The organism is Amycolatopsis thermoflava N1165, assembly GCF_000473265.1.
Taxonomy (GTDB): Bacteria; Actinomycetota; Actinomycetes; order Mycobacteriales; family Pseudonocardiaceae; genus Amycolatopsis_E; species Amycolatopsis_E thermoflava.
On record NZ_KI421511.1, the window covers coordinates 2,768,218 to 2,792,797 of the forward strand.

A 24,580-nucleotide genomic window follows, 5' to 3' on the forward strand; every position below is an offset into this window, starting at 1 on the left:
CCAAATCCGGTTACCACTGCTACTTAGCGCTACCCCTGCTACTCCTCGTCTAAACGAGACTGAGGTGGGTGGTGAACCACTCCAGGGTCCGGCGCAGGCCCTCGTGCAGCTCCACCCGCGGCTGCCAGCCCAGTTCCCGTTGCGCCACCGCGATATCGGGGCAGCGTCGTTGCGGATCGTCCACCGGGGCCGGGATATTGCGCACCGGCACGCTGGTGCCCGCCAGCCGCTGGATTTCCCCGACCAGGTCGCGAATGCGGAGTTCGTGCGGGTTGCCGAGGTTCACCGGTCCCGGGAAATCGCTGTCCGCCAGCGCCAGCAGGCCGTCGACGGTGTCGTCCACATAGCACAGGGAGCGGGTTTGGGCGCCCTCGCCGGCGATGGTGACCGGCTCGCCGGTGAGGACCTGCTTGACGAACGTCGGGATCGCGCGGCCGTCGTCGGCGCGCATGCGGGGGCCGTAGGTGTTGAAGATGCGGGCGATGCCGGTGTTCACGCCGCGGGCGCGGCGGTAGGCGGCGGTGAGGGCTTCGGCGTAGCGCTTGGCCTCGTCGTACACGCTGCGCGGGCCGACCGGGTTCACGTTGCCCCAATAGGTTTCGCGTTGCGGGTGTTCCCGCGGGTCGCCGTAGACCTCGCTGGTCGAGGCCAGCACGAACCGGGCGCCGCTGGCCTGCGCGAGGTCCAGCGCGTGGCCGGTGCCGGCGGCGCCGACCTGCAGCGTTTCCACCGGCAGGCGCTCGTAGTCGCGTGGCGAGGCGGGGCTGGCCAGGTGCAGCACCAGGTCGACGTGGCCGGTGATGTCCAGTCCACGCGCGACGTCGGCCTCGACGAAGCGGAAGTCGCCGCGCAGGTGCGCGATGTTGTCCGCGCGGCCGGTGGACAGGTTGTCCACGCAGGTGACGCGCATGCCACGGGCGAGCAGGCGCTCGCAGAGGTGAGAGCCGACGAAGCCCGCTCCACCCGTGACGACCGCATGCCCTGGCACGCACTCCTCCTACCCGGCGGAGTCACTTCGAAACGCTACGGAGGTACTTCTCCTACGCCAGGGCCAACAGGGCGAGTGCCGCGGCGGCTCCGCAGACACCGAGAGTCTGTTTCCGGCTGAGGCGTTCACCCAGGAAGAGCAGTGCGAGCACCACGGGGATGGCCGGGTAGAGGGCGGCCAGGACTGTGGCGACGGCGAGCAGTTGCTGGTGGGTGGCGACCCAGTAGAGCACGATCGCGACGCTGCCGAGCGCACCGGCGGCCGCGGCCGGCCAGGCCAGGCGGGGCCGCAGCGCGAGCGGAGTGCGCGTGGTGAGCACGAGGGGCAAGATGACGGCCACGGACGCGGCGCGGCTGACGACGATCGGCCAGAGCCCGGCGTCCAGCGGCACGGGTTTCATGGCGAGGAATTGAATCGCGAAGCCGGCCCCCGCGACGAGCGCGTCCCGGATGCCCGGTCCCGAGGGCCGCCCGCCGCCGGAGACGAGCCAGATGGCGGGCAGGGCGAGCACGATCCCGCCGATCGCCGCGGGCGAGGGCCGCTCCCCGAGGAAGGCCAGCCCGGCGACGACGGGCAGCGCGACGGCCCCGACATCGCTGACGGGCACCACGACGCTCAGCGCGTCCCGGCTCATGGCCCGGTAGAGGAACCCGACGCCCATCCCCGTGCCGGCGCCGGAGAGCGCGCCCCACCAGATGCCCTCGCTCGTGGGAGCCGACCAGACCAGGGCGACGAGCAGGGTGACGAGGGTGCCGCCGAGCTGCGCGTAGAGGGAAACGGTGAGCCCAGGCGCCCGGCGCGCGACGACGCCGTTGACGAAGTGGGTGACGCCGAAGCACCCAGCCGAGGCGAGGGCGAGCAACTCCCCGGTCATCGGCGCCCCCCGAGGCCGGACAGACCGCCCGCGACGGCAGCCGCGCCCAGGCGCATCGAGCCGCCGCGCGGCCACCCAGACGACGATTCCGCGGCTCCGGCTCCCTCAGAAGCCACCACGCACCGGGAGCACGGGCACCCCGCGCGGCGGCGCCGCCCAGCGGCCATCGCCCGCCCCGGACCAGGGCTTTGCTCACCGGTCACCAGCGGCCTCCCGTGCCCAGCAGCACCCCCGCCACGGCGCCGCCCCGCCACCGCTGCCTGGCAACGGCCGTCCGACCCAGCGCCCACCGGCCACCGCCCACCCCGGGACCAGGCCCAACCCAGCTCACCGGTCACCAGCGGCCTCCCGTGCCCGGCAGAGCATCCACGGCGCCGCACCGCCACCGCTGCCGGGCAACGGCCGTCCGACCCAGCGCCCACCCCGGGAACCAGGCCCAACCCAGCTCACCGGTCACCAGCGGCCTGCCGTGCCCGGCAGAGCATTTACGCCGCCCCGCCTCCGCTGCCTGAGAGCGGCCATCCGGCCACCGCCCACCTCGCGCCGACACAAGAGTCACCAGCGGCCTCCCGCACCTGGCAGACGGTTCTCCGGGCCACCGCCCAGCGCGGGCCGAGCCACCCCACCCCTGCTCACCCCTCATCAGCGGCCTCCCTCGCCCGGCAGGCCGCCCCCACCGGGCACACCTCCCCCTCCGCCACGCACGCCGAGCGGTCGCACAGCCGGCACAGGCGGTCGGCCTCCGGGAGCTGCTCGTAGGCCGCCGTCAGCAGCTTTCCGGCCAGCTCCGCGAACACCGCCCGCTCCCGCTCGTCGAGCGCGGCCGTCAGCGTCCCGAGCCGTCCGCCGCGGCGGCCCAGGATCCGCCCCGCGGCCTCGGCGCCGGCCGGGGTCAGGTGCACAGCGACCGCCCGCGCGAGGGTGGGCCGCCGCTCGACCAGGCCCCGCCGCTCCAGCACGTCCACCATCCGCGCGGCTGCCGGCTGGCTCAGGCCGACCCGCCGCCCCAGCTCCGTCACCGACAGCCCGGGCGCCGTGGACAGCACCACCAGCGCGGCCGATCCGCTCACGCTCGTGCCCGCGGCGGCCGTCGCGTCGGTCAGCGCGAGGTCGTTGACCGTCAGCGCGAGAGCACCGAGCAGGTTCGCCAGTCGTTCGTCATGCATGACTCATGCATAAATCATCGGCGTGGATTACGCAAGTCGGGCGGACGGACACGAATAACCCGCCCGCCCGGGGGAAGCCACCCAGTCTGCGTACGCGTACCGACTACAACTTTTCCTTCTTTTCCAAGGGAGATCTCTGTGTTCCGACACACGAAACTGCTGCAGTTCGAGGCGAAGCCGGAGCGTCCGGACCCGTACTACGCGCGCAAGCTGCAGGAGCTCATCGGTGGTGCCTACGGTGAGATGACGGTGACGATGCAGTACCTGTTCCAGGGCTGGAACTGCCGCATCGAGGGCAAGTACAAGGACCTGATCATGGACACCGCGACCGAGGAGATCGGTCACGTGGAAATGCTGGCCACCATGGTCGCCCGGCTGCTGGAGGGCGCGCCCGCCACCGCCACCGCCGAAGCCGCCCAGGACCCGGTGATGGCCGCCGTACTGGGCGGAATGGACCCGCAGCAAGCGATCGTGTCCGGTGGTGGCGCGGTGCCGGCCGATTCGAACGGCACCCCGTGGAACGGCAAGTACATCGTCGCCTCTGGCAACCTGCTGGCCGACTTCCGGGCCAACGCCGCCGCCGAGGCGCAGGGCCGGTTGCAGACCGCGCGGTTGTACAACATGACCGACGACCCGGGCGTGAAGGAGATGTTGAAGTTCAACCTGGCCCGCGACACCGTGCACCAGAAGCAGTGGCTGCGCGCCATCGAAGAACTCCAGGCCGACGGCCTCGAATCGGACATCGCCCCCGGCGCCCTGCTCGACGAGGAGGACCAGACCCACAACAACACCATCTGGCACCTCTCCGACGGCCCCGACGGCAACAAGGGCACCTGGTCCAGCGGCGAGGACCGCATCGAATACCTGATGGACCCCAAACCCCTCGGCGGCCCGGGCAGCGCACCCAAGCCCGCCCCCGAGCTCTACGCCACCTACTCGCCCACGCAGGACGCGATGGGCACGGTCAAGGGCAAGGCCCAGTCCGCGGTCAACAAGCTGACGTGACGGAAGAAAGCCCCTCGGGACCACGATCCCGAGGGGCTTCCCTTCGTCCTCGTCAGACCGGGCTCGCCGCGGCGTCGGCGGGCACGACCGCACCGGCGGGCGCCTTGTCCCCCAGCGCCTTCTCGTAGATCCGCAGGACGTCGATCGCGATGCGGTCCCACGAGTACCGCGACCGGGCGCGGTCGCAGCCCGCGATCCCGTAGGCCTCGCGCTGCGCGGGGTCTCCGAGCAGGCGGCGCAGCGTCGCGGCCAGTGCCTCCGGGCGCTTCGGCGGCACCAGTTCCCCGGTCACGCCGTCCACGACGGTGTCGATCAGCCCGCCGACCGCCGCCGCGACCACCGGGACACCGCACGCCATGGCCTCCAGCGGCACGATCCCGAACGGCTCGTACCACGGCGTGCACACGACCAGGTCCGCCGAGCGCAGCAGCGACGGCATCTCGTCCCGCGTCACCTGGCCCAGCAGCCGCACGCGGTCGGCCACACCGAGCCGCTCGGCCAGTTCCACCAGGCGCTTGGCCTCCGGGTCGTCGGCGAGCCGCCCCTGCTCGGGGCCGCCCGCGATGACCAGTTCGGCGCCGGGCACGGCGGGCAGCGCGGCGATCGCCGTCGCGAACCCCTTGCGCGGCACCAGCCGCCCGACGCTGACGATCCGGTGCAGGTTGCCGCGCGGCGCGACCGGCCCGTCCGGGGTGAACCGTTCGAGGTCGACCCCGCACGGCGCGACCGACATCCGCGAGCGCGGCAGTCCCATCCTGGCCAGCTCGAACACCTCGTCCGAGCAGGTGGCGGCGACGCGCGCGGCGTTCTTGCCGATCAGCCGCTCCAGCTGCACCCGCTCCGGCGGGCTGGTGTCCGCCGTGCCCTGGTAGCGCTTCTTCACCACACCCAGCGCGTGGAAGGTCTGGACCACCGGCACATCGGAGCCGCGCGTCGCGAGGAGCGACGCCAGCCCGGACATCCAGAAATGCGCGTGCACCACGTCCGGGGTGTCCCGCTGCCACGCCTTCGCCAGGTAGCGGCCGAACTCGGTCATGTGCGGCAGCAGGTCGTCCTTGGGCAGGTACTCCGCCGGGCCCGCCGGCACGTGCACCACCCGGTAACCCGCGGGCGCCCGGACCTCCTCCGGCTGCTCCCGGTCGTCGCGCCGGGTGTAGACGGTGACGTCGTGGCCCTGGCGGCACAGCGCCGCGGACAGTTCCGCCACGTGCAGGTTCTGCCCGCCCGCGTCCACCTCGCCCAGGACGGCCAGGGGGTTGGCGTGCTCCGACACCATCGAGATCTTCATGCGCTACCTCCACTCGTCACCCGGCCGAGCTGGACGTCCCAGTTGCGCAGGAAGGCGTCCAGGCCGTAGCTGGCCAGCGCGTGCTCGCGCGCTTGCTTGCCCATCCGGTGCGCCAGTTCCGGGTCCGCCACCAGGTCGGCGGCCGCGCGCACCAGTTCGTTCACATCCGCCGAGACGAAACCCGCCTCCGGCGGCACCGCACGAGACGCCTCGGTGCTGTCCACCGCCACCACCGGCATCCCGAGGTGCATCGCCTCGATCAGCGACAGGCCCAGCGACGTCCAGCGCGGGGTGTGCAGGTACAACCGGCACCGCGCCAGACCCGCGTGCAGGGCGTCCTGCCCCAGGTCACCCCGCGTGCGCAGGCGCTCCCCCAGGCCGAAGTGGTCGTCGAGCTTCTCGACGCCGATGCCCCACACGTCCAGCGGGGCTACCTCGGCGAAGGCGGGCAGCAGGTCGGTGCCGACCGCGCGGCCGCGGCGCACCGGCTCGTTCATGACCAGGCCGATCGAAGCTTCCTCGCCGGTGTACAGCTCGCCCGGGTCGACCACCCCGTGCTCGATGACCGTGGCCGGCGCCCGGCCGGAGTCCCAGATCAGGTTGTTGAAGTGCGTGACGTGCACCAGCGGGATCTCGTCCTGGTCGGCCAGCGGGTGCCGCGTGCGCGGCACGTCGCCGGTCGGGGTGTTGTGCTCGACGAACACCGCGGGCACGTCCCGGCCGGGGCGCCGCCCCGTCCAGCGCTCGGTCAGCTCGATCTCGTCCGGGCGCTGGAGGACGACCACGTCGATGTCGGCGTTCCGCAGCTCGGCCGGACTCACCTCTCGCGCGGACGGCCACGCTCGGTCACAGCGGCCCCGCCCCCAGGGACCGCCCTCCGGTAGCAGCGGAAGGAGGTACTCGTGCCGTCCGCGCACGAAGGAACTGGTCCATGATCCGTGTACGTGCCACAGCAGTATTCGCAGCGGATTGTCCTCTGCCCGTCTCATGGAGGAGTTCTTTCACCCTGGCAGAGGAACTAAACACGCTGCGCAATGCCGCTACTCTCGGTATTCGTCACACGCGTTCGGTGGTCCTCGACCGGGCGGGCATCAGGAACACGACGAGCCCCAGCACCGCGACGACGCCGTGCAGCGCGTTGTCCGCCCAGGTCGGGTCGAACAGTCGCCGGACGTCGGCCGGATTTCCGGTGCCCGCCGAAAGCAGGCCCCACACCGTGATGCCCAGCAGCCCGAAGAAGACCACCAGCCCGATGATCCGCGCGGACGGTCCCTTCCAGGCCGCCACCAGCGCGAGCACGCCCACCGCGGTCCGCGTCAGGTTCAGCAGCGTTCCGGTGTGGAATCCCAGCAGTTCGCCCGAAGTGGCGAACCCGCCGATGCCCAGCGCCAGGAACACCACGCCGACCAGCAACGCGAAACCTTGTGCCACCGGCGCCCGCCCCGTGGTGCGCTCAGCCATGGAAAGACCTCCTTGCGTCGTTCCTCTCGGCGCGGGGTTCCCCGGACCGGGCCCGTGCAACCAGGTGTGGCGAACGGCGGCACGGGGTAGTCCGGGCCATGACCAGGTCGGCACGAGACAGCGGGGGGAAGCGGAACGTTGGCTGAGACGCGCCTCGCGGGCACCGTCGAGGACAACGATTCCTCGGAGGAGAACACCCCCACTTTCGCCGATCTGGCGGCCGCCGCGCCGGACGATCCGTGCCGGGCACGGCTCCGCACCGCGCTGGTCACCCAGTACCTGTCGGTGGCCGAGCACATCGCGCGCCGGTTCAGCGGGCGCGGCGAGGCGTACGAAGACCTGTTGCAGGTCGCGCGGGTCGGCCTGATCAACGCCGTCGACCGGTTCGAGCCGGAACGCGGCACCGACTTCCTGTCCTTCGCCGTGCCGACCATCATGGGCGAGGTCCGGCGGCACTTCCGCGACGCCAGCTGGTCGGTGCGGGTGCCGCGGCGGCTCAAGGAACTCCACCTGCAGATCGGGCAGGCCAGCAGCGAGCTGGGCCAGCGCCTCGGCCGCGCGCCGACGCCGACGGAGATCGCGCGCGAGCTGGACCTCACGCCGGACGAGGTGAGCGAGGGCCTGCAGGCGGGCAACGCCTACTACGCGGTGTCGGTCGACAAACCGGCCGGTGAGGACGACGAGGCCGCGTCGCTGGCCGACACCCTCGGCGAAGAGGACTACGGCATCGAGACGGTGGAGAACCACGAGGCGCTGCAACCGCTGCTGCGCGACCTGGCCCCGCGCGAGCGGACCATCCTGATGTTGCGGTTCTTCGGCAACATGACGCAGACGCAGATCGCCAAGCGCGTCGGCATCTCCCAGATGCACGTGTCGCGGCTGCTCGCGCAGACCCTGCAGCACCTGCGGGAGAAGCTCACCGAAGAGCCCTGACGCGTCGTTTCGCCCCGCCCGGGCACGGGTAGCCGACGGCGGTGGACGGCCCGGGCCCGCTCCGTCCGAAGTGGAGCGCCGGGCCCCGCACCCCCGACGGCTGAGGAGCGTTCCCCCATGACCGGCTTTTTCGCAGGCGGGCCCGGCAGTCCGTTCGACCAGTTCCTGGCGCAGTTCTTCGGCAACGCCGTGCCCAGCAGGCGGCCGAACGCGGTCGACATCACGCGGCTGATGTCCGACCAGGCGCGGGAACTCGTCGCGCACGCCGCCGAGAAGGCGGCCGAACAGGGCCGGACCGACGTCGACACCGAACAGCTGTTGTGGGCGGCCACGCAGGCGTCGCCGACGCGGCAGCTGCTGGAGAGCGCGGGCGCGAAGCCCGAGGAGATCGCGCGGGAGATCGACCGGCACGGCCGTGGCGACGGCGAGCGCACCACCCCGGCCATGCTCGCGCCGGGCGCGAAGCGCACCTTGCTGGACGCGCACGGCATCGCCCGCACCCTCGGCTCCAGCTACATCGGGCCGCAGCACCTGCTGCTCGCGCTCGTGGCCAACCCGGACTCCGCGGCCGGCCGCATCCTCGCCCGCGCCGGGGTCACCCCGGAGGCGTTCCAGGGGCCGCCGCAGGGGCAGCCGATGTCGCGCGGCCGTGCGGAGCAGCGGCCGCAGCCGCGCACCGACACCCCGACGCTGGACCAGTACGGCCGCGACCTCACCGCGGAGGCCGCCGAGGGCAACATCGACCCGGTCGTCGGGCGCGACGACGAGATCGAGCAGACCGTCGAGGTGCTGTCCCGGCGCACCAAGAACAACCCGGTCCTGATCGGCGAACCGGGCGTGGGCAAGACTGCGATCGTGGAGGGCCTGGCGCAGCGCATCTGCGACGGCGACGTGCCCGACCTGCTCGCCCGCCGCCGCGTGGTGCGGCTCGACCTGACCGCGATGGTCGCCGGCACCCGCTACCGCGGCGACTTCGAGGAGCGCATGACGAACCTCCTCGACGAGATCCGCCGCAACCGCGACCAGCTGATCGTGTTCATCGACGAGCTGCACACCGTGGTCGGCGCGGGCGCGTCGGAGGGGTCGATGGGCGCGGGCAACATGCTCAAGCCGGCGCTGGCCCGCGGTGAGCTGCACATCGTCGGCGCGACCACGCTGGACGAGTACCGGCAGCACATCGAGAACGACCCGGCGCTGGAGCGGCGGTTCCAGCCGATCCTGGTGCCCGAGCCGTCGGTGTCCGACACCGTCGCCATCCTGCACGGCCTGCGCGACCGGTACGAGGCGCACCACCAGGTCCGGTTCACCGACGAGGCGCTCGCGGCGGCCGCGGACCTGTCCGACCGCTACCTGACCGACCGGTTCCTGCCGGACAAGGCGATCGACCTGATCGACCAGGCGGGCGCGCGGGTGCGGCTGCGGTCCGGCCGCCGCCCCAACGACGTGCGCGAACTGCAGGCGCGGCTGGAGGAGCTGTCCCGCGACAAGGACCAGGCGGTCGCCGAGGAGAACTTCGAGCGCGCCTCGGCCCTGCGGGACGAGATCGCCGGCCTGCGCGAGCAGCTGCGCACCGCCGACAGCGACGGGCGGCCCAGCGGCGTGCAGGAGGTGACGCCGCAGGACATCGCCGAGGTGATCTCGCGGCTCACCGGGGTGCCGGTGAACCAGCTGACCGAGGACGAGCGCGACCGGCTGCTGCGGCTGGAGGAGCACCTGCACGAGCGGGTCATCGGGCAGGAGGAGGCGGTGGACGCGGTGGCCGAAGCCGTGCGCCGCTCGCGCGCCGGGTTCGCGCCGCCGGACCGGCCCTACGGCAGCTTCCTGTTCCTCGGCCCCACGGGCGTCGGCAAGACCGAACTGGCGCGGGCGCTGGCCGCGGCGCTGTTCGGCGACGAGGACCGGATGATCCGGCTGGACATGTCGGAGTACGGCGAGCGGCACACGGTCAGCAGGCTGATCGGCGCTCCCCCCGGCTACGTCGGCTACGAGGAGGCCGGCCAGCTGACCGAGGCGGTGCGGCGGCGGCCCTACTCGGTGGTGCTCTTCGACGAGATCGAGAAGGCGCACCCGGAGATCTTCAACGTGCTGCTGCAGGTCCTCGACGACGGCCGCCTGACCGACGGGCGCGGGCGCACGGTCAACTTCACCAACACGGTGCTGATCATGACCAGCAACATCGGTTCGGAGATCATCTCCAGCAGCACGCAGGGTGCGCTCGGGTTCGCCGCCGACCGGGGCGACTCGGAGCGGCCGCTGCGGGAGCGGCTGATGCGGCGGCTGCGGGAGCAGTTCCGGCCGGAGTTCCTCAACCGGATCGACGAGATCATCGTGTTCCGCAAGCTCGAGGCCGCGCAGCTGGAGCAGATCACCGAGCTGATGCTGGAGCAGACGAAACGGCGCGCGCACGCGCAGGACATCACGCTGGAGTTCACGCCGGAAGCCGTGCAGTGGCTGGCGCGGGCCGGGTACCAGCCCGAGTTCGGGGCGCGCCCGATGCGCCGCACGATCCAGCGCGAGGTCGACAACCCGCTGTCGCGGATGATGCTGCGCGGCGAGCTGACCCCCGGCGCGCGGGTGCGCGTGGGCGCCGGTGACAAGGGCCTGTCGTTCGACGTGTCAGCGTCGGTGGGAAGGGAAGACCGATGAGCAGTCCCGATCCGCGGTCCACTCCGGGGGCCGAACCCGGCGGCGGCGTGCCGGGCAACACCCCGCCCGACCCCGATCCCGCCCGGACGCCCGGACTGGAACCCGGCGGCGGCGTCGCCCCCGGCGACACGCCCCCAGACTCCGGCCAGACCTCCGGACTGTCGCACCACCAGCAGAAACCGCCGCGGGCGCTGCCCGTGGTGACGATCGTGATCTCCGTGGTGCTGGCCATCCTGGTCGCGGCGCTGCTGGTGTCCTCAGCGGTGGGCTGGCTGCAGTTCTGAGGCGGTCGCGGCGGCTGCCGGAGCCGCCGACTCGGGGCAGGCTCGCCGCGCAACGCCGTGGCCGGTGCGCAGCGGCCGATCACCCCTGCCCACAGCCCGGCCCGCTGGCCAGGGCGCCCGCGCCCCGACCGCCTAGCCGCGCAATGTCAAGACAGAGCCACCACGCGCGCCCAACGGCCCGGCCCCCGCCCACAAACCTGCCGCGCACCAGCACCCCACCCGCCGCCGCGCAATGCCACAACACAGCCACCGGGCGGCGCAACCGCCCGTATGGCCCGTGCCCACGAACCTGCCCGCTCGTCAACGCCCCCATCCGCTCGCCGCGCGATGCCACAACACAGCCACGGGCGGCCCAACGGCCCGGCCCCCGCCCACGGTCGGGCCGCTCGGGCAGCGCATCCGCGCCCCCACCGGCTCACCACGCAACGCCACAACCGCGCAGCGGGCGCAGCGGCCCGCGCCCACGATTCGGCCCATTGCTCAGGGCGTGGGCGCCCCCACCGGGTTCGGGTGCGGCACCGGGACCGGCACCAGCCCGCGCGCGATCGGCCGGAGCCAGCCGTCCAGCGCGGCCAGCTCGTCCTCACCCACCGCCGAGTACGGCACCGCCGCCAGCTCGTCCGTGCGCCGCTCGATGTGCTCGCGCAGGCGGGCGCCCCGGTCGGTCAGGCCGCGCCCGTCGATCAGGCCGCGGGCGGCCAGCCGGTCCCGCGCCGCCGCCCATTCCTCGTCCGTCCAGCCGCGGTTGGGCGCCACGACGCTCCGGCTGCCGTCCGCCGCGTCGCGCAGGGCGTGCGCTTCCAGGCCGTCGACGCCCTCCGCGGCCAGCACCGCCACGTGGCCGTCGCCGCGGTGCTCGCGCAACGTCGTCGCCGCCTGCCACAGCGCGGCGAGCGGGTCGTCCGGCCACGGCAGCGCGGCGTTCGCGGCCCCCAGCGGCCGGCCTGCCCAGCCGGCCGCCGCCACGATCCGCCGCAGCACCGGCAGCACCGGCGCCGGCACCTCGCGCACGTGCTCCCGCAACGCCGCCACCGCGCCCGCGCTCCGGGCGGCCAGCGCCTCCGCCGGGGACACCACCTCCCAGATGGACGGCACCGACCGCGCCAGGAACGACGGCGCGAAGCCGTAGAACACGGCGGTCACCACGCCGAGCCCGGCCGCCCCCAGCGGCGCGGCCCGCGTCCCGACGTAGCCGCGCCAGAACCCGCGCAGCCCCGCCGCCTCGTGCGCCGCCTTGGCCTGCGGCGCGAAGTAGGTGACGTCGTGCAACGTCTCCAGCACCACCCACAGCTCCCGCGCCCTCACCGCGCCACCGCCGGCCGCCGCTGGGCCACCCCGGTGGCCTGCTCGAACGCGTGCCCCAGCTGCAGCACGGCGAAGTCCGCGCGGTGCGGCCCGACGATCTGCAGCCCGACCGGCAGGCCGCCGGGCGTGAACCCGGCGGGCACCGACAACGCGGGTGAGCCGCTGACTGTCACGAAGTAGGCCGAGCGCATCCAGTCGAGGTAGGTCTCCATGTCCTGGCCCGCGACCCGCACCGGGTACTCCAGCTCCGCGTCGAACGGCGGCACCTGGCTGACCGGCAGCAGCAGGAAGTCGTAGCGCGTGAAGAACTCGCGGAAGCGGTGGAACAGCTCGGTGCGCAGGAGCTCGGCGCGGCCGACGTCGGTCGCGGACAGCCGCAGCCCCTCCTCGGTGTTCCACACGATGGTGTCCTTGATCCGGTCCCGCTCGGTGTCCAGCAGCGGCCCGTACTTCACCGCGAACTGCCAGGCCCGCAGGATCCGGAACGCCTCGTCCGCGCCGGCGAAGTCCGGGCAGTCGCGCTCCACGGCGCACCCCAGGTCGCCGAACACCTTCGCCGACGCCTCGACCACGTCCGCCACCTCCGGTTCCACCGGCACGCTGCCGCCCAGGTCGGGCGACCACGCGATCCGCAGGCCCCGCACGTCGCGGTCCAGCGGACGGGCGAAGGTCGCCCCCGGTTCGTCCAGCGCGATCGGCGACCGCGGGTCCGGGCCGGCGAGCACCGACAACAGCAGGGCCGCGTCGGCGACCGTGCGGGCCATCGGACCGGCCGTGGCCAGCCCCGACCAGCCCAGCGGCGCCGGCCACGACGGCACCCGCCCGATCGACGGCCGGAATCCGACGACGTTGCAGAACGACGCCGGGTTGCGCAGCGACCCGCCGAGGTCGCTGCCGTCGGCCAGCGGGTGCATCCCGGTGGCCAGCGCCGCCGCCGCGCCACCGCTGCTCCCGCCCGCCGAACGCGACAGGTCGTAGGGGTTGCGGGTGGCGCCGAAGACCGGGTTGAAGGTGTGCGAGCCCGCGGCGAACTCCGGCACGTTGGTCTTGCCGATGCTGATCACCCCGGCGGCCCGCATGCGCTCGATCACCAGCTCGTCGCGGTCGGGCACGTGGTCGGCGTGCAGCGGCGAGCCGAAGGTGGTGCGGACGCCCGCCGTCTCGTGGGTGTCCTTGTGCGCGACCGGGATGCCGTGCAGGGGCGGCAGTTCCGCGCCGCGGGCGGCGCGTTCGTCGGCCGCGGCCGCCTCGGCCAGCGCCCGCTCGGCGACGAGCGTGACGACGGCGTTGACGTCCGGGTTCACGCGCTCGATCTGGTCCAGGTGCGCCTGCACGACCTCGCGGGCGGACAGCTCGCGCGCCCCGAGCGCGGCGCGCAGTTCCCGTGCGGTGCGGAAGGGGATGTCGGTCACGGTGTGATCCTGCCAGCCCGCGGGCGCGCGTGGATGAGACGATTCCGGGGTGGCAGGTGAGGCGGAACGCCGGGTGATCGACGGCCCGGCCGTCGAGGCGGCGCTGGACGGCCTCGGCGACCGCGACGTGGTGCGCGAGTGGGCCGAGCGGTTCTCGGTGCTGGCCGACCCGTCGCGCCTGACGTTGCTCGTGTGCATCCACTACGCGCGGGAGATCTGCGTGTCCGACCTGGCGGTGGCGGCTGGCATGACGGACACCGCGGTGTCCCAGGCGTTGCGGCTGCTGCGCGCGCACGGCCTGGTCACCGCGCAGCGCACCGGGCGGATCGTCCGGTACCGGCTGGCGGACGCCACCGTCCACGAGCTCATCCACCACGTCCGGCCGCACCCGCAGCACTAGAGCCGCGCGGTATAGGTCGTTATACGGCCGCGGCACGCGGCGAGCGCGCGGGTTCGCAGGTACCGTGCAGGCATGATCGGGTTGCCCGACGCCATCACCGCGTGCCTGTTCGACCTGGACGGTGTCCTGACCGGCACCGCCGCGCTGCACCGGGAAGCCTGGAAGCAGACGTTCGATGAGTTCCTGCGCGAACGGGACGGAAGCGGTTTCCACCCGTTCACCGACGCGGACTACGCCCGCTACGTGGACGGGCGGCCCCGGCTGGACGGGGTCCGCACGTTCCTCGCCTCGCGCGGGATCGAGCTGCCCGAGGGCGGTCCGGGCGACGCGGTCACCGAGCACACCGTGCACGGCCTGGGGAACCGCAAGAACGACCTGGTGCTGCGGATCATCGCCGAGCGCGGGCCGAACCCCTACCCGGGGTCGCGCCGGTACCTGGAGGCCGCGCGGGACGCCGGGCTGGCGATCGCGGTGGTGACGTCGTCGGCGAACGCACAGGCGGTGCTGGACGCGGCGGAGTTCACCCCGTTCGTGCAGGCCCGCATCGACGGGCTGGTCATCACCCGCGACGGGCTGCGCGGCAAACCGGCGCCGGACTCGTTCCTGGCCGGGGCGAAGGCGCTGGGCGTGGAACCCGCGCGGGCGGCGGTGTTCGAGGACGCGCTGGCCGGTGTGGAAGCGGGCCGGGCCGGGAACTTCGGGTTCGTCGTCGGCGTGAACCGGGCGGACCAGGCGGAGGCGCTGCGGGAGCACGGCGCCGACGTGGTGGTGGACGATCTCGCGGAACTGCTGGGGGACGACGCATGAGCCTCGTGACACGCGGCTACGAGTGCGCGCCGTGGGAACTGCGGTGGCGCGGCCTCGCGGTCGACCAGTTGCAGCGCACGGAATCGACGTTCGCATTGTCGAACGGGCACATCGGCCTGCGCGGCACCCTCGAAGAGGGCGAGCCGCGCGGCCTGCCCGGCACGTACCTGAACGGCTTCTACGAGGAGCACGAGCTGCCCTACGCCGAAGCGGGGTACGGCTACCCGGAGGCCGGGCAGACGGTCGTCAACGTGACCGACGGCAAGATCATCCGGCTGCTGGTGGAGGACGAGCCGTTCGACATGCGTTACGGCACGGCCACTTCGCACGAGCGGGTGCTGGACTTCCGGACGGGCACGCTGACCCGCACCACCGAGTGGTCGTCGCCGACCGGGCGGCACGTGCGGGTGCGCACGCAGCGGCTGGTGTCATTCACCCAGCGCGCGGTGGTGGCGATCCGGTACGAGGTCGAGCCGCTGGACGGGAAGATGCAGCTGGTGCTGCAGTCGGACCTGCTGGCGAACGAGCCGATCGAGTCCGACAGCAAGGACCCGCGGGTGGCCGCGGCGCTGCAGTCGCCGCTGGAGTCGGAGTTCTTCCTCGCCGACCACTACCGCGCGGTGCTGGTGCACCAGACGCGGCGGTCCGGGTTGCGCGTGGCGGCCGCGATGGACCACCAGATCGAGTCGCCGGACGGGTTGCGCACCGACATCCTCGCCGAGGAGGACCTGGCGCGGCTGAGCATCGCGGTGGACGTGCCGCAGGGCAAGGTGCTGCGGCTGACGAAGTTCGTCGGGTACGGGTGGTCGGCGCAGCGTTCGGTGCCCGCGTTGCGCGCGCAGGTCGACGCCGCGCTCGCCGGGGCGCTGCAGACCGGCTGGGACGGGCTGCTCGCCGAGCAGCGCGCGTTCCTCGACGACTTCTGGGAGACCGCCGACGTCGAGATCGACGGCGACCCGGAGCTGCAGCAGGCGACCCGGTTCGCGTTGTTCCACATCCTGCAGGCCGGGGCCCGCGGGGAAAGCCGCGCGATCCCCGGCAAGGGGCTGACCGGGCCGGGCTACGACGGCCACGCGTTCTGGGACACCGAGTCGTTCGTGCTGCCGGTGCTGACCTACAGCGTGCCGGAGGCGGCGCGGGATGCGTTGCGGTGGCGGCATTCCACGCTGCCCAAGGCGCGGGAGCGGGCGCGGCAGCTGGGCCTGCGCGGCGCGGCGTTCCCGTGGCGGTCGATCAACGGCGCGGAGTGCTCGGCGTACTGGCCGGCGGGCACCGCGGCGTTCCACGTCACCGCCGACATCGCCGACGCGGTCGCCCGCTACTACTGGGCCACCGGCGACGCGGAGTTCGAGCGCCAGTGCGGCACCGAGCTGCTGCTGGAGACGGCGCGGCTGTGGATGTCGCTCGGGCACTTCGACCGGCACGGCCGGTTCCGCATCGACGGGGTGACCGGGCCGGACGAGTACTCGGCGGTCGCGGACAACAACGTGTACACGAACCTGATGGCGCAGCGGAACTTCCGCGAGGCGGCGGCGTCCTGCGAGCGGGTGCCGGAGGTCGCGTCACTGTTCGGTGTGGACGAAACCGAGCTGGCGGGCTGGCGACGCGCCGCCGAGCAGATGTACGTGCCCTACAACGAAGAACTGGGCGTGCACCCGCAGTCGGAGGGCTTCACCGAGCACCTGGACTGGGACTTCGCCGGCACGCCGATGGAGAACTACCCGCTGCTGCTGAACTACCCGTACTTCGACCTGTACCGCAAGCAGGTGGTGAAGCAGGCCGACCTGGTGCTGGCGCTGCACCTGCGCGGCGACGCGTTCACGCCGGAGCAGAAGCAGCGCAACTTCGCCTACTACGAGGCCAGGACGGTGCGGGACTCGTCGCTGTCGGCGGGCACGCAGTCGGTGATCGCGGCCGAGGTGGGGCACCTGGACCTGGCCTACGACTACCTGGGCGAGGCGGCGCTGACCGACCTGCACGACGTGCACAACAACGTGCGCAACGGGCTGCACATGGCTTCGCTGGCCGGGGCGTGGATGGGGGTGGTCGCGGGCTTCGGCGGGATGCGCGACCACGACGGCAAGCTGACCTTCGCGCCGCGGCTGCCGCCCGCGCTGGAGCGGATCCAGTTCCGCATGTGCTTCCGGGAGAGCCGCTTCCTGGTGGAGATCCACCGCGACCACGCGACGTACCGGCTGCTGTCCGGGAAGCCGGTGGAGATCCGGCACCACGGCGAACCGATGTCGGTCACCGAGGCCGCCACGACGAAACCGATCCCGCCGATCGACCCCGGCCCGGCACCGCACCAGCCCGCGGGCCGCGAGCCCGCCCGCAGGGACCCCGCCCAGGTGCGGCGCAACCTCGCCGCTTCCCGCTGACGGGCCCGGCCTACGAGATGGCGCGCCGTGGCCCCGGCCAACTGGCCGGGGCTGCGGCGCCTGCCCGTCGGCCGAACGCCGCGGTGCCGCGCGTCGAACCATCGCCGCTTCCCGCGGAGAGGGCCGGGGCCGGGCCATCGCTGCCTGCCCATCACCCGTCGACCGGGCGCCGCGGCGCGGCAGGGCAAACAATCGCCGCTTCCCGGTGAGCGCCGGCCGGGCGGTAGGGCCGTCCCGCCGCCGGTTTCGCCGACGACGCGGCGCACTGTGGCCGGCCAGGTGGCCGCACCGCAGCGCGCCGGCCGGGTGTAGACGGCGCTGCCCGCCCGCCGGACGGACTCGGTGCCCGTCCAGAACAGCCGCGCCTCAGTCCGTGCTTCAGTCCGCGGGGTGCAGCTTGTCCGGCTTGTGCACCGCGGTGCGGCCGGTCTTCTCGCTCTTCACCAGGTACTGCGGGGCGTCCTCGGAGGCGCGCACCTGGCGTCCGCCCGCGTGGGTGTCCTCGGTGATCTTCCTCTCCACCGTGCCGACCGAACTCTCGTTGCCGGCGTCCCAGCGGACCCGGTCGCCCTTCTTGAACTCCGCCATCGTCCCTCCTGCCACTTCGGCGACCACCACGCGGCGCCGGGCACCCCGGACGGTTACCCGCGACGCCCGGGGCTGCACGCCACCTCACCCCGCGGGGTCAGTCGGGCGGTTCCGGGATCCCCTCCTCCGGCTTGACCTCTTCGGTGTTCGGCGGCTTCTCGACGTCCTCGGTGGGGCCCATGTCCAGGTCGGGGTGCCGGACGTCGGGGAAGTCCGGCGACAGGGGTGGTTCGGGGCTGACCGGCTTCTTCTCGTCGTCCTTGTCGTTCATGGCACCGGCTTACCCCTTTTCCGCGAACTGTCAACCGGCCTGGCACCGCGGGCACCACACGGTGCCGCGCCCGCCGACCCGGCCGTGCTCCAAGACGGTCCCGCATCGCGGGCAGGCCCCCGACGGCTCGTCCCGCCGCCCGGTGAGCCACGTGGTGCGCGGCGGCACCCGCCCGGCCTTCACCGCCGCCCGCAGCACCTCGCGCATCTCCCGGTGCAACCGGTCGGCCGCCGTGCCGTCGAGGTCCGCGGCGCGCACCTGCGGAGCCAGCCGGGCCCGCCACAGGATCTCGTCGGCCAGCAGGTTCCCGAGCCCGGCGAGCACCGCCTGGTCGGTCAGCAGCTGTTTGATCCCGCGACGGCGGCGGAGGAGGACGCGGAACTGCTCCTTCCGCACGTCCAGCGCGTCCGGCCCGGTGTCCGCGAGCAGCCGGCGCAGCTCCGCGTCGTCCGCGAGCAGGCGCAGGCCGTGCAGCTTCCGCATGTCGCGGTAGCGCAGCTCTCCGTCGTCGAAGGCGAAGATCACCCGGTCGTGCCGGTTGCGCTCGTCCAGCTCGGACCACTCCAGCGACCCGGTCATGCCGAAGTGCAGCACCATCGTGGCGGGACGGCCGTGCACCGGCACGATCAGCCACTTCCCCCGCCGCCGGGGCTCGCCGAAGCGCTGGTGCCGCAACGTCTCCCGCAGCCTGCGCGCGCTCACCCCGCGCAGCACGCCCGCGTCCAGCGTGGTCACGCCGGTGATTCGCTTGCCCACCGCGTGGGCGGCCAGCGTGCGGCGGAAACCTTCGACGTCCGGCAGCTCGGGCACGCCACAGCTTGCCACCCCACGCCGGCGCCTAAACCTGAATTCATCACCTGTTGATTTCCGGCGGGCGAGCGGGCATGCTGATCGCATGGTGCTGTCGAAGAAGGTCGCCCGGTTCAACCGCGTGGCGACCAACCGCGTGCTGGGACCGTTGACGAAGGGGCTCCCGGGGTTCGGGACGATCGTCCACCGGGGCCGCAAGTCCGGGAAGACCTACCGGACACCGGTGAACGTCTTCCGCGCCGGGGACGGCTTCGTCGTCGCCCTCACCTACGGGCCGCAGGCCGACTGGGTCAGGAACGTGCTGGCCGCGGGCGGGTGCGGGATCGAGATGCGGGGCCAGGTCGTGGAAACGACCCGGCCCCGGCTGGTGCACGACGAGAAGCGGACCAGCATGCCGGCCGGCGTCCGCCAGGTCCTGTCGGTCATCGGCGTGACCGACTTCCTGTTCCTCGACCGGGTCAGCTGAGCAGTTCGCGCAGCTCGCTCACCACACCGACGCGGCGCGCGGGGTCGGGTTCGAGGAACGTGACCTGCAGGGTGGTGACCCCGGCCTCGCGCAGGGCGGCCAGCCGCTCCTTGACCTGCCCCTTCGGCCCGACCAGCGAGATCGCCCGCAGCAGCTCGGCGGGCACCGCCGCGGCGGCCTCCTCCTTCTTGCCGTCGAGGTAGAGGTCCTGGATCAGCTTGGCCTCGGCCTCGTAGCCGTACCGGCAGGCCAGCTCGTTGTAGAAGTTCTTGCCGCGGGCGCCCATGCCCCCGACGTAGAGCGCGACCACGGGGCGGACCCAGTCGAGCATGTGGCCGACGTCCTCGCCGATCGCCACCGGCACCCCGACCGCGACGTCCAGCTCACCGAGGGACGGGTCACGCTTGGCCTTGCCCTCGGCCAGCGCCTCGCCCCACACCTCGGACGCCCGCTCCGGGTGGAAGAAGATCGGCTGCCAGCCCTCGGCGATCTCGGCCGTCAGCGCCACGTTCTTCGGCCCGATCGCCGCGATCTGCACCGGGATCCGCTCGCGCACCGGGTGGTTGATGATCTTCAGCGGCTTGCCGAGGCCGGTGCCCTGGTCGGCGGGCAGCGGGATCTTGTAGTGCTTGCCGTCGTGGACCACGCGCTCGCGGCGCCACACCTGGCGGCAGATCTCCACGATCTCGCGGGTCCGCCCGAGCGGCGCGTCGTAGCGCACCCCGTGGAAGCCTTCCACGACCTGCGGCCCGGACGCGCCGATGCCGAGGATGAACCGACCGTCGGAGACGAAGTCCAGCCCGGCCGCCGTCATGGCGGTCAGCGTCGGGGTCCGCGTGTAGATCTGCAGGATGCCGGACGCGAGCTGGACACGCTCGGTCTTCGCCGCGACATAGCCGAGCTGGCTGACCGCGTCGAACGAGTAGGCCTCGGGGATGGTGACGACGTCGAGCCCGGCCTTCTCCAGCTCGACGACATCCCGGACGCTCTCGGCGAACCCGCCGGAGTACGAGATCTGGGTGCCGATCCGCATCGATCCAACCCTTCTAAGCGATCGCTTACCTGATTGCCGAGCACATTACCGGCTGGTAATCCAGTTCGAAACCACCCGGTCGAGGACCGGCAGCGGGAGGATGCCGTGCCCCAGCACCACGTCGTGGAAATCCCGGATGTCGAACCGGTCCCCCAGCGCCCGCTCCGCGCCGGCCCGGATCCGCTCGATCTCCAGGCGTCCCGTCATGTAGGACAGGGCCTGGCCGGGGCAGCCCGCGTAGCGGTCGACCTCCTCCTCGATCTCCACCGGCGCCATCGGCGTGTTCTCCCGCAGGTAGTCCACCGCCTGCTGCCGCGACCAGCCCAGTGCGTGCAGGCCGGTGTCCACCACCAGCCGCGCGGCGCGCATCGCGTCCTGGGTCAGCATCCCGAACCGCGCCACGTCGCCGGTGTAGAGCCCCATCTCCTCGGCCAGCCGCTCGGCGTAGAGCCCCCAGCCCTCGGTGTAGGCGTTGACCTCGGCGACGCGGCGCAGCAGCAGCAGGTCCAGCTCGAGCGCCAGCGACAGCTGGAAGTGGTGCCCCGGGATGGCCTCGTGGTAGGCGACCGCCTCGCTGACGTGCCGGAACCGTTCTCCGGCGTGGAAGGTGTTGGCGTAGTAGATCCCCGGCCGGGAGCCGTCGAGCGCCGGTTCGACGTAGTAGGCGATGGTGCCCGCGTCGGCGTCGCTCTCCGGCACCGGGCGCACCTCGCAGCGCGCGGACGGGATCGTGCGGAACCACCGGGGCGCCTCGGCTTCGGCCCGGGTGATGGCGGCGCGCGCGGCGGCCAGCAGCTCCTCGCCACTGCCCCACCGCAACGCGGGATCGGTGCGCAGGCGCTCGAAGATCGCGGCCAGGTCGCCGGTGCCGAACACGCGGCGTCCCAGGGTGCGGAACTCCCCGGCGAGGTCGGCGATCAGCGCCAGCCCGATGTCGTGCAGCTCCTGAGCGGTGCGCTCGGTGGTGGTGTGCGCGCGGATCAGCCCGGCGTACCGCAGCAGGCCGCCCGGCTGCCAGCACAGCCCGGCCTCCTCGGCGGGCCGGGCCCGCGGCCGCAGGTCCTCGGCGAGGAACTCGCGGTAGCGGGCCAGCGCGGGCCGCACGAACCCGGACAGCAGCGCGTCCCGCTCGGCGGCCAGCGTCGCCGAGCGCACGTCGAGCTGGAGCGAGGTGAGCTCCGGCGCGGCCAGCATCCGGTCGAAGTAGCCGATCGCCGAGTCCACCAGGAAGTCCGGCGGCACCGGGCCGGCCGCCTGCCGTTCCACCACCTGGTCCACGAAGGCCGGGAACGCGGCGAGCCGGGCCAGGAAACCCCGTGCCCGGGTCTCGTCGGTCAGCTCGACCATCGGCAGGGTCATCAGCAGCAGCTGGAGCGGGGCGGTGAAGGCGTCGCTGACCGCGAACTCGGGCAGCCGCGCGTCGAGGAGGTCGACGGCGGCCCTGGCTTGCTGGATCACGACATCGCGGGTCACCGCCTCCTCGGCGTCCGCGGGCGTGGCCGCTTCCGCGCGGGCCGCCACGTCCAGGTAGGCCGTCCGGTGCCGCTTCTCGGCACTCGCGGTGAGGTCGGGCAGCCGGTCGTGGGCACCGGGCAGGCCGAGCACCGACGGGCGCAGCGGGTCGGCCTCGAACAGCAGGCCGGTGAGCTCCTCGGCGAGGGCGTCCACTTCGCTCATGCCTGCGCGATCCACTCGTCCACGACCGCCGCCAGCACCGACAACGGCAGCGCGCCGCCGCCGAGGACCAGGTCGTGGAAGGCGCGGATGTCGAACCGCTCCCCCAGCGCCTGCTCGGCCCGCGCCCGCACGCGCTGGATCTCCAGGCGCCCCACCATGTACGCCAGCGCCTGGCCGGGGTAGGCGATGTAACGGTCCACTTCGGACTCGATCTCGACCTGCGGCATCGGGGTGTGCTCCCGCAGGTAGTCCACGGCCTGCTGACGGCTCCAGCCCTTGGCGTGCAGGCCGGTGTCGACGACCAGGCGGCCGGCGCGCATCGAGTCCATGGTGAGCATCCCGAGCAGCGCGACGTCATCGGAGTAGAGGCCCATCTCGGCGGCGAGCCGCTCGCTGTAGAGGCCCCAGCCCTCGGCGTAGGCGTTGAAGTCGCCGATCCGGCGCAGCAGCGGCAGGTCGGTGAGCGTGAGCGCGGTGGAGAGCTGGAAGTGGTGGCCGGGGATGGCCTCGTGGAAGGCGGTCACCTCGGCGGCGTGCCGGAACCGCTCGGTCACCTCGTGGGTGTTGGCGAAGTAGATACCCGGCCGCGACCCGTCGACCGACGGCTGCAGGTAGAACGCCGCCGGGCCGCCGGGCGCCTCGGCCGCGGGCACCGGCTCCACGACCCACTTGTACGGCGGGATGCGGCCGAACCAGCGCGGCGCGGCCTCCTCGGCGCGGCTGATCGCCGACCGGGCGGTGTCGAGCAGTTCCTCGGCGCTGCGCCAGCGCAGCTGCGGATCGGTGCGCAGCCGCCGGAAGATCTCGGCGAGGTCGTCGGTGCCGAACACGCGCGAGCCGATCTCGCGGTACTCGGCGGCCAGCTCGCCGATGACGCGCAGGCCGGTCTCGTGCAGCTCGTCCGGCGTGCGGTCGGTGGTGGTGTGCGTGCGCGCCAGCGAGGCGTAGATGCGCTCGCCGTCGGGCAGCCAGCACACGCCGGGCTTCTCCGGCGGGCGCCCGTGCGGCGCGATGTCGGTGGCCAGCGCGTCCCGGTAGGCGGCGAACGCGGGCCGCACCACCTCGGCCAGCACCCGTTCGCGGTCGGCGGCGAACTCCTCGCTCGGCGCGGGCTGGCGCAGCAGCGGGTCGGAGTCCGGCGCGGCCAGGTAGCGGTCCAGGTGCGCGATCGCGGCGCGCACCAGGTGCTCGACCGGCACCCGCCCGGCCGCGACGCCCGCCCGGTGCCGGTCCGCGGCCTGCTCCAGGTACCGCGGGATCGCGGCGAGCCGTCCGAGGTGGCGGCGGCCCTGCTCGTCGTCCGGCAGGCCGACCATCGGCAGGATCGTCAGCAGGCTGACCGCGGGGGCCACGAAGATGTCGCTGATCGTGAACTCGACCAGGTGGCTGTCCAGCCGGTCCAGGTTGCCGCGGGCCTGGCTGAGCAGCACGTCGCGGGTCACCCGGTCCTCCGCGCCGAGCCCGGCCGGGTCGATCTCCTCGGCGCGCCGGACGAACCCCTCGAGCCGTTCGCGGTAGGCGGCCTCGGCCTCCTCGCTCAGGTCGCCGAGCCCGTCCCGGTCGGACTCCAGCCCCAGCACCGCGGGCCACAACGGCTCCGCGTCGAACAGGGCGTCCACGAACTCGTCGGCGAGCTTCACGACCTCGGTCATCCATCCATCCCAGCTTCGTCGGATAAGCGTGCCGCCAGCCTAGAACCTCCGGGCGCCGCGCCGGGGTGAACGACCGGGCCGGGAAGGTCAGCGGGTAGCGTTTCCGGACGTGGCCGTGACCGATCCCGCCGATGCCCGCCTGCTCGCCGCACTGGCCGAACTGGGCAAGGTGGCCGTGCACGAGCTCGCGGCGCGCGTCGGCATGGACCCGCGCGAGGTGGCCTACCGGCTGGTCGCCCTGTCCGGCAGCGGGCTGCCGCTGCTGGTCGGCGTGGAGAGCGACCCGCAGGGCCTGCGCGCGGCGCTCGCCGGCGCGTTCCCGCCCGCGCAGCCGCAGACGCCGAACCCGGGGCCCTACCACGCGCCGCCTTCCGGTGCGGTGCCGTTCGCGCCGTCCGGTGCGACGCCGGGATACGCGCCGTCCGGGGCCGTGCCCGGTTATCCGCCGCCCGCGCAGCCGCCGCAGGCCGCGCCGCCCGGGTACCCGCCGCCGGCCCGGCCCGGTGGGGGCTACCCGCCCGCCGACCCTGGTCGGGGTCTGCCCTCCGGGCCGTACCACGTCCAGCAGGGTGTCGCGTCGGGGCCGTACCAGGTCGCGGGGGTGGCGTCCGGGCCGTATCCGGCGCCGCTGGACCCGGTGATCAGCACGTGGGGTCCCCCGCAGACCGCGTCGTGGGCGCGGGGCGACCAGCGGCCCGCGCCGCCGGCGGGCCCGCGGACCGGGAAGATCGGCGACAGCCTGGCCGGGCAGGGTCTCGAAGGCGAGCAGCTCACCGTGCAGCTGCTCGAGGTGCAGGACCCGGCGGACTACCTGTTCGGCGCGGCCGGGTACCGGCTCGAACCGGGCGAGCGGGCCGTCGTGGTGCACACCGAGGTCACCAACAAGGGCCCGGTCCCGTTCGTGTCGCTGCCGGACAACTACCTGGAACTGCTCACCGCCGACGGCAAGCCGGTCGCGAAGGCGCCGGTGTCGCTGACGTCGCGGCCGCCGCACAAGATCGGGGTCCAGCCCGGCGAGACGGCGGGCGGCCACACGGTGTACGTGCTGCCCGAGAGCACCCGGGTGGTGGCGGTGCGCTGGAGCCCCCGCCCCGAGCCGGACGAGCGCTCCCTGACCTGGTCCCTGGAGGACTAGG

At 73.2% G+C, this 24,580-nt stretch carries 23 protein-coding genes; 9 read left to right on the forward strand and 14 right to left on the reverse strand.

The window, feature by feature from the left end; translation table 11 throughout:
• Positions 1-49 precede the first annotated feature (49 nt).
• From AMYTH_RS0113910 to AMYTH_RS0113920, 3 genes are all read right to left on the reverse strand, one after another.
• The gene (locus AMYTH_RS0113910; RefSeq protein WP_027930837.1) at positions 50-988 is read right to left on the reverse strand and encodes an NAD-dependent epimerase/dehydratase family protein; all 939 of its coding nucleotides are present in this window, start codon (positions 986-988) and stop codon (positions 50-52) included.
• A 52-nt stretch (positions 989-1,040) separates the two neighbouring features.
• On the reverse strand, positions 1,041-1,862 hold the full coding sequence (locus tag AMYTH_RS0113915) for a DMT family transporter (RefSeq protein WP_027930838.1): 822 nt from the start codon (positions 1,860-1,862) through the stop codon (positions 1,041-1,043).
• Between the two features lie 632 nt (positions 1,863-2,494).
• Positions 2,495-3,028: a MarR family winged helix-turn-helix transcriptional regulator gene (locus tag AMYTH_RS0113920; RefSeq protein WP_027930839.1), complete on the reverse strand. Its 534-nt coding sequence runs from the start codon at positions 3,026-3,028 to the stop codon at positions 2,495-2,497.
• 138 nt (positions 3,029-3,166) lie between these two features.
• On the opposite strand from AMYTH_RS0113920, the gene AMYTH_RS0113925 reads away from it, so the two are divergent.
• Positions 3,167-4,033: a manganese catalase gene (locus AMYTH_RS0113925; RefSeq protein WP_027930840.1), complete on the forward strand. Its 867-nt coding sequence runs from the start codon at positions 3,167-3,169 to the stop codon at positions 4,031-4,033.
• Between the two features lie 52 nt (positions 4,034-4,085).
• On the opposite strand, the gene AMYTH_RS0113930 is transcribed toward AMYTH_RS0113925, so the two are convergent.
• The 3 genes from AMYTH_RS0113930 to AMYTH_RS0113940 form a co-directional block, all read right to left on the reverse strand.
• The gene (locus AMYTH_RS0113930) at positions 4,086-5,321 is read right to left on the reverse strand and encodes a glycosyltransferase (protein WP_027930841.1); all 1,236 of its coding nucleotides are present in this window, start codon (positions 5,319-5,321) and stop codon (positions 4,086-4,088) included.
• Positions 5,318-6,142, reverse strand: coding sequence for a glycosyltransferase (locus AMYTH_RS0113935; protein ID WP_037322531.1), 825 nt, complete (start codon positions 6,140-6,142; stop codon positions 5,318-5,320). Before AMYTH_RS0113935 ends, AMYTH_RS0113930 begins: the two co-directional genes overlap by 4 nt.
• Positions 6,143-6,377: 235 nt before the next feature.
• Positions 6,378-6,782, reverse strand: a complete 405-nt coding sequence (locus AMYTH_RS0113940) for a DUF4383 domain-containing protein (RefSeq protein ID WP_027930843.1) — start codon at positions 6,780-6,782, stop codon at positions 6,378-6,380.
• Positions 6,783-6,920: 138 nt separating this feature from the next.
• Between AMYTH_RS0113940 and AMYTH_RS0113945 the strand changes: the two genes are divergently transcribed.
• The 3 genes from AMYTH_RS0113945 to AMYTH_RS0113955 all read left to right on the forward strand — a co-directional run bounded on the left by AMYTH_RS0113945 (position 6,921) and on the right by AMYTH_RS0113955 (position 10,645).
• Positions 6,921-7,715, forward strand: coding sequence for a SigB/SigF/SigG family RNA polymerase sigma factor (locus AMYTH_RS0113945; protein ID WP_027930844.1), 795 nt, complete (start codon positions 6,921-6,923; stop codon positions 7,713-7,715).
• 117 nt (positions 7,716-7,832) lie between these two features.
• Positions 7,833-10,361: an ATP-dependent Clp protease ATP-binding subunit gene (locus AMYTH_RS0113950; RefSeq protein WP_027930845.1), complete on the forward strand. Its 2,529-nt coding sequence runs from the start codon at positions 7,833-7,835 to the stop codon at positions 10,359-10,361.
• Positions 10,358-10,645: a DUF6480 family protein gene (locus AMYTH_RS0113955; protein ID WP_084022584.1), complete on the forward strand. Its 288-nt coding sequence runs from the start codon at positions 10,358-10,360 to the stop codon at positions 10,643-10,645. The genes AMYTH_RS0113950 and AMYTH_RS0113955 overlap by 4 nt, the downstream gene beginning before the upstream one ends.
• Positions 10,646-11,125: 480 nt before the next feature.
• Here AMYTH_RS0113955 and AMYTH_RS0113960 read toward each other — a convergent pair whose 3' ends face one another.
• Together AMYTH_RS0113960 and AMYTH_RS0113965 are read right to left on the reverse strand one after the other, a co-directional pair.
• On the reverse strand, positions 11,126-11,950 hold the full coding sequence (locus AMYTH_RS0113960) for an SCO6745 family protein (protein ID WP_027930847.1): 825 nt from the start codon (positions 11,948-11,950) through the stop codon (positions 11,126-11,128).
• Complete coding sequence (locus tag AMYTH_RS0113965) at positions 11,947-13,362, reverse strand: amidase (RefSeq protein WP_027930848.1); 1,416 nt, start codon at positions 13,360-13,362, stop codon at positions 11,947-11,949. Before AMYTH_RS0113965 ends, AMYTH_RS0113960 begins: the two co-directional genes overlap by 4 nt.
• A gap of 49 nt (positions 13,363-13,411) precedes the next feature.
• Between AMYTH_RS0113965 and AMYTH_RS0113970 the strand changes: the two genes are divergently transcribed.
• The 3 genes from AMYTH_RS0113970 (at position 13,412) to AMYTH_RS0113980 (ending at position 16,947) form a co-directional block, all read left to right on the forward strand.
• Positions 13,412-13,762, forward strand: a complete 351-nt coding sequence (locus AMYTH_RS0113970; RefSeq protein WP_037322532.1) for an ArsR/SmtB family transcription factor — start codon at positions 13,412-13,414, stop codon at positions 13,760-13,762.
• A 72-nt stretch (positions 13,763-13,834) separates the two neighbouring features.
• Positions 13,835-14,569 carry an HAD family hydrolase gene (locus AMYTH_RS0113975; RefSeq protein ID WP_027930850.1) on the forward strand — a complete coding sequence of 245 codons (735 nt, stop codon included), beginning with the start codon at positions 13,835-13,837 and terminating at the stop codon, positions 14,567-14,569.
• Positions 14,566-16,947, forward strand: coding sequence for a glycoside hydrolase family 65 protein (locus tag AMYTH_RS0113980; protein ID WP_027930851.1), 2,382 nt, complete (start codon positions 14,566-14,568; stop codon positions 16,945-16,947). The genes AMYTH_RS0113975 and AMYTH_RS0113980 overlap by 4 nt, the downstream gene beginning before the upstream one ends.
• Positions 16,948-17,325: 378 nt before the next feature.
• Here AMYTH_RS0113980 and AMYTH_RS0113985 read toward each other — a convergent pair whose 3' ends face one another.
• The 3 genes from AMYTH_RS0113985 to AMYTH_RS0113995 all read right to left on the reverse strand — a co-directional run bounded on the left by AMYTH_RS0113985 (position 17,326) and on the right by AMYTH_RS0113995 (position 18,616).
• Complete coding sequence (locus AMYTH_RS0113985) at positions 17,326-17,535, reverse strand: hypervirulence associated TUDOR domain-containing protein (RefSeq protein ID WP_027930852.1); 210 nt, start codon at positions 17,533-17,535, stop codon at positions 17,326-17,328.
• A gap of 97 nt (positions 17,536-17,632) precedes the next feature.
• Positions 17,633-17,806, reverse strand: coding sequence for a hypothetical protein (locus AMYTH_RS49525; RefSeq protein ID WP_017981869.1), 174 nt, complete (start codon positions 17,804-17,806; stop codon positions 17,633-17,635).
• A gap of 30 nt (positions 17,807-17,836) precedes the next feature.
• On the reverse strand, positions 17,837-18,616 hold the full coding sequence (locus AMYTH_RS0113995; RefSeq protein WP_027930853.1) for an Fpg/Nei family DNA glycosylase: 780 nt from the start codon (positions 18,614-18,616) through the stop codon (positions 17,837-17,839).
• 85 nt (positions 18,617-18,701) lie between these two features.
• On the opposite strand from AMYTH_RS0113995, the gene AMYTH_RS0114000 reads away from it, so the two are divergent.
• The gene (locus AMYTH_RS0114000; RefSeq protein WP_027930854.1) at positions 18,702-19,082 is read left to right on the forward strand and encodes a nitroreductase family deazaflavin-dependent oxidoreductase; all 381 of its coding nucleotides are present in this window, start codon (positions 18,702-18,704) and stop codon (positions 19,080-19,082) included.
• Here the strand turns inward: AMYTH_RS0114000 and AMYTH_RS0114005 are convergent.
• From AMYTH_RS0114005 to AMYTH_RS0114015, 3 genes are read right to left on the reverse strand one after another with little or no spacing between them, the layout of a single operon-like run.
• Positions 19,075-20,115 carry an LLM class F420-dependent oxidoreductase gene (locus tag AMYTH_RS0114005; RefSeq protein ID WP_027930855.1) on the reverse strand — a complete coding sequence of 347 codons (1,041 nt, stop codon included), beginning with the start codon at positions 20,113-20,115 and terminating at the stop codon, positions 19,075-19,077. The two genes, AMYTH_RS0114000 and AMYTH_RS0114005, sit on opposite strands and share 8 nt — an antisense overlap.
• A 45-nt stretch (positions 20,116-20,160) precedes the next feature.
• The gene (locus tag AMYTH_RS0114010; RefSeq protein WP_027930856.1) at positions 20,161-21,792 is read right to left on the reverse strand and encodes a DUF885 domain-containing protein; all 1,632 of its coding nucleotides are present in this window, start codon (positions 21,790-21,792) and stop codon (positions 20,161-20,163) included.
• Positions 21,789-23,444 carry a DUF885 domain-containing protein gene (locus AMYTH_RS0114015; protein WP_027930857.1) on the reverse strand — a complete coding sequence of 552 codons (1,656 nt, stop codon included), beginning with the start codon at positions 23,442-23,444 and terminating at the stop codon, positions 21,789-21,791. The genes AMYTH_RS0114010 and AMYTH_RS0114015 overlap by 4 nt, the downstream gene beginning before the upstream one ends.
• A gap of 109 nt (positions 23,445-23,553) precedes the next feature.
• On the opposite strand from AMYTH_RS0114015, the gene AMYTH_RS0114020 reads away from it, so the two are divergent.
• Positions 23,554-24,579 (forward strand): hypothetical protein, encoded by a 1,026-nt coding sequence (locus AMYTH_RS0114020; protein WP_027930858.1) that lies wholly within the window; start codon positions 23,554-23,556, stop codon positions 24,577-24,579.
• Position 24,580: the final 1 nt, after the last annotated feature.

Excerpts from the sequence above, each read along its gene's own strand:
- AMYTH_RS0113915 (WP_027930838.1), bottom strand. The coding sequence starts at position 1,862 with ATGACCGGGGAGTTGCTCGCCCTCGCCTCGGCTGGGTGCTTCGGCGTC.
- AMYTH_RS0113920 (WP_027930839.1), bottom strand. The coding sequence starts at position 3,028 with ATGCATGACGAACGACTGGCGAACCTGCTCGGTGCTCTCGCGCTGACG.
- AMYTH_RS0113930 (WP_027930841.1), bottom strand. The coding sequence starts at position 5,321 with ATGAAGATCTCGATGGTGTCGGAGCACGCCAACCCCCTGGCCGTCCTG.
- AMYTH_RS0113940 (WP_027930843.1), bottom strand. The coding sequence starts at position 6,782 with ATGGCTGAGCGCACCACGGGGCGGGCGCCGGTGGCACAAGGTTTCGCG.
- AMYTH_RS0113950 (WP_027930845.1), top strand. The coding sequence starts at position 7,833 with ATGACCGGCTTTTTCGCAGGCGGGCCCGGCAGTCCGTTCGACCAGTTC.
- AMYTH_RS0113955 (WP_084022584.1), top strand. The coding sequence starts at position 10,358 with ATGAGCAGTCCCGATCCGCGGTCCACTCCGGGGGCCGAACCCGGCGGC.
- AMYTH_RS0113975 (WP_027930850.1), top strand. The coding sequence starts at position 13,835 with ATGATCGGGTTGCCCGACGCCATCACCGCGTGCCTGTTCGACCTGGAC.
- AMYTH_RS0113980 (WP_027930851.1), top strand. The coding sequence starts at position 14,566 with ATGAGCCTCGTGACACGCGGCTACGAGTGCGCGCCGTGGGAACTGCGG.
- AMYTH_RS0113985 (WP_027930852.1), bottom strand. The coding sequence starts at position 17,535 with ATGGCGGAGTTCAAGAAGGGCGACCGGGTCCGCTGGGACGCCGGCAAC.
- AMYTH_RS49525 (WP_017981869.1), bottom strand. The coding sequence starts at position 17,806 with ATGAACGACAAGGACGACGAGAAGAAGCCGGTCAGCCCCGAACCACCC.
- AMYTH_RS0114000 (WP_027930854.1), top strand. The coding sequence starts at position 18,702 with ATGGTGCTGTCGAAGAAGGTCGCCCGGTTCAACCGCGTGGCGACCAAC.
- AMYTH_RS0114005 (WP_027930855.1), bottom strand. The coding sequence starts at position 20,115 with ATGCGGATCGGCACCCAGATCTCGTACTCCGGCGGGTTCGCCGAGAGC.
- AMYTH_RS0114010 (WP_027930856.1), bottom strand. The coding sequence starts at position 21,792 with ATGAGCGAAGTGGACGCCCTCGCCGAGGAGCTCACCGGCCTGCTGTTC.
- AMYTH_RS0114015 (WP_027930857.1), bottom strand. The coding sequence starts at position 23,444 with ATGACCGAGGTCGTGAAGCTCGCCGACGAGTTCGTGGACGCCCTGTTC.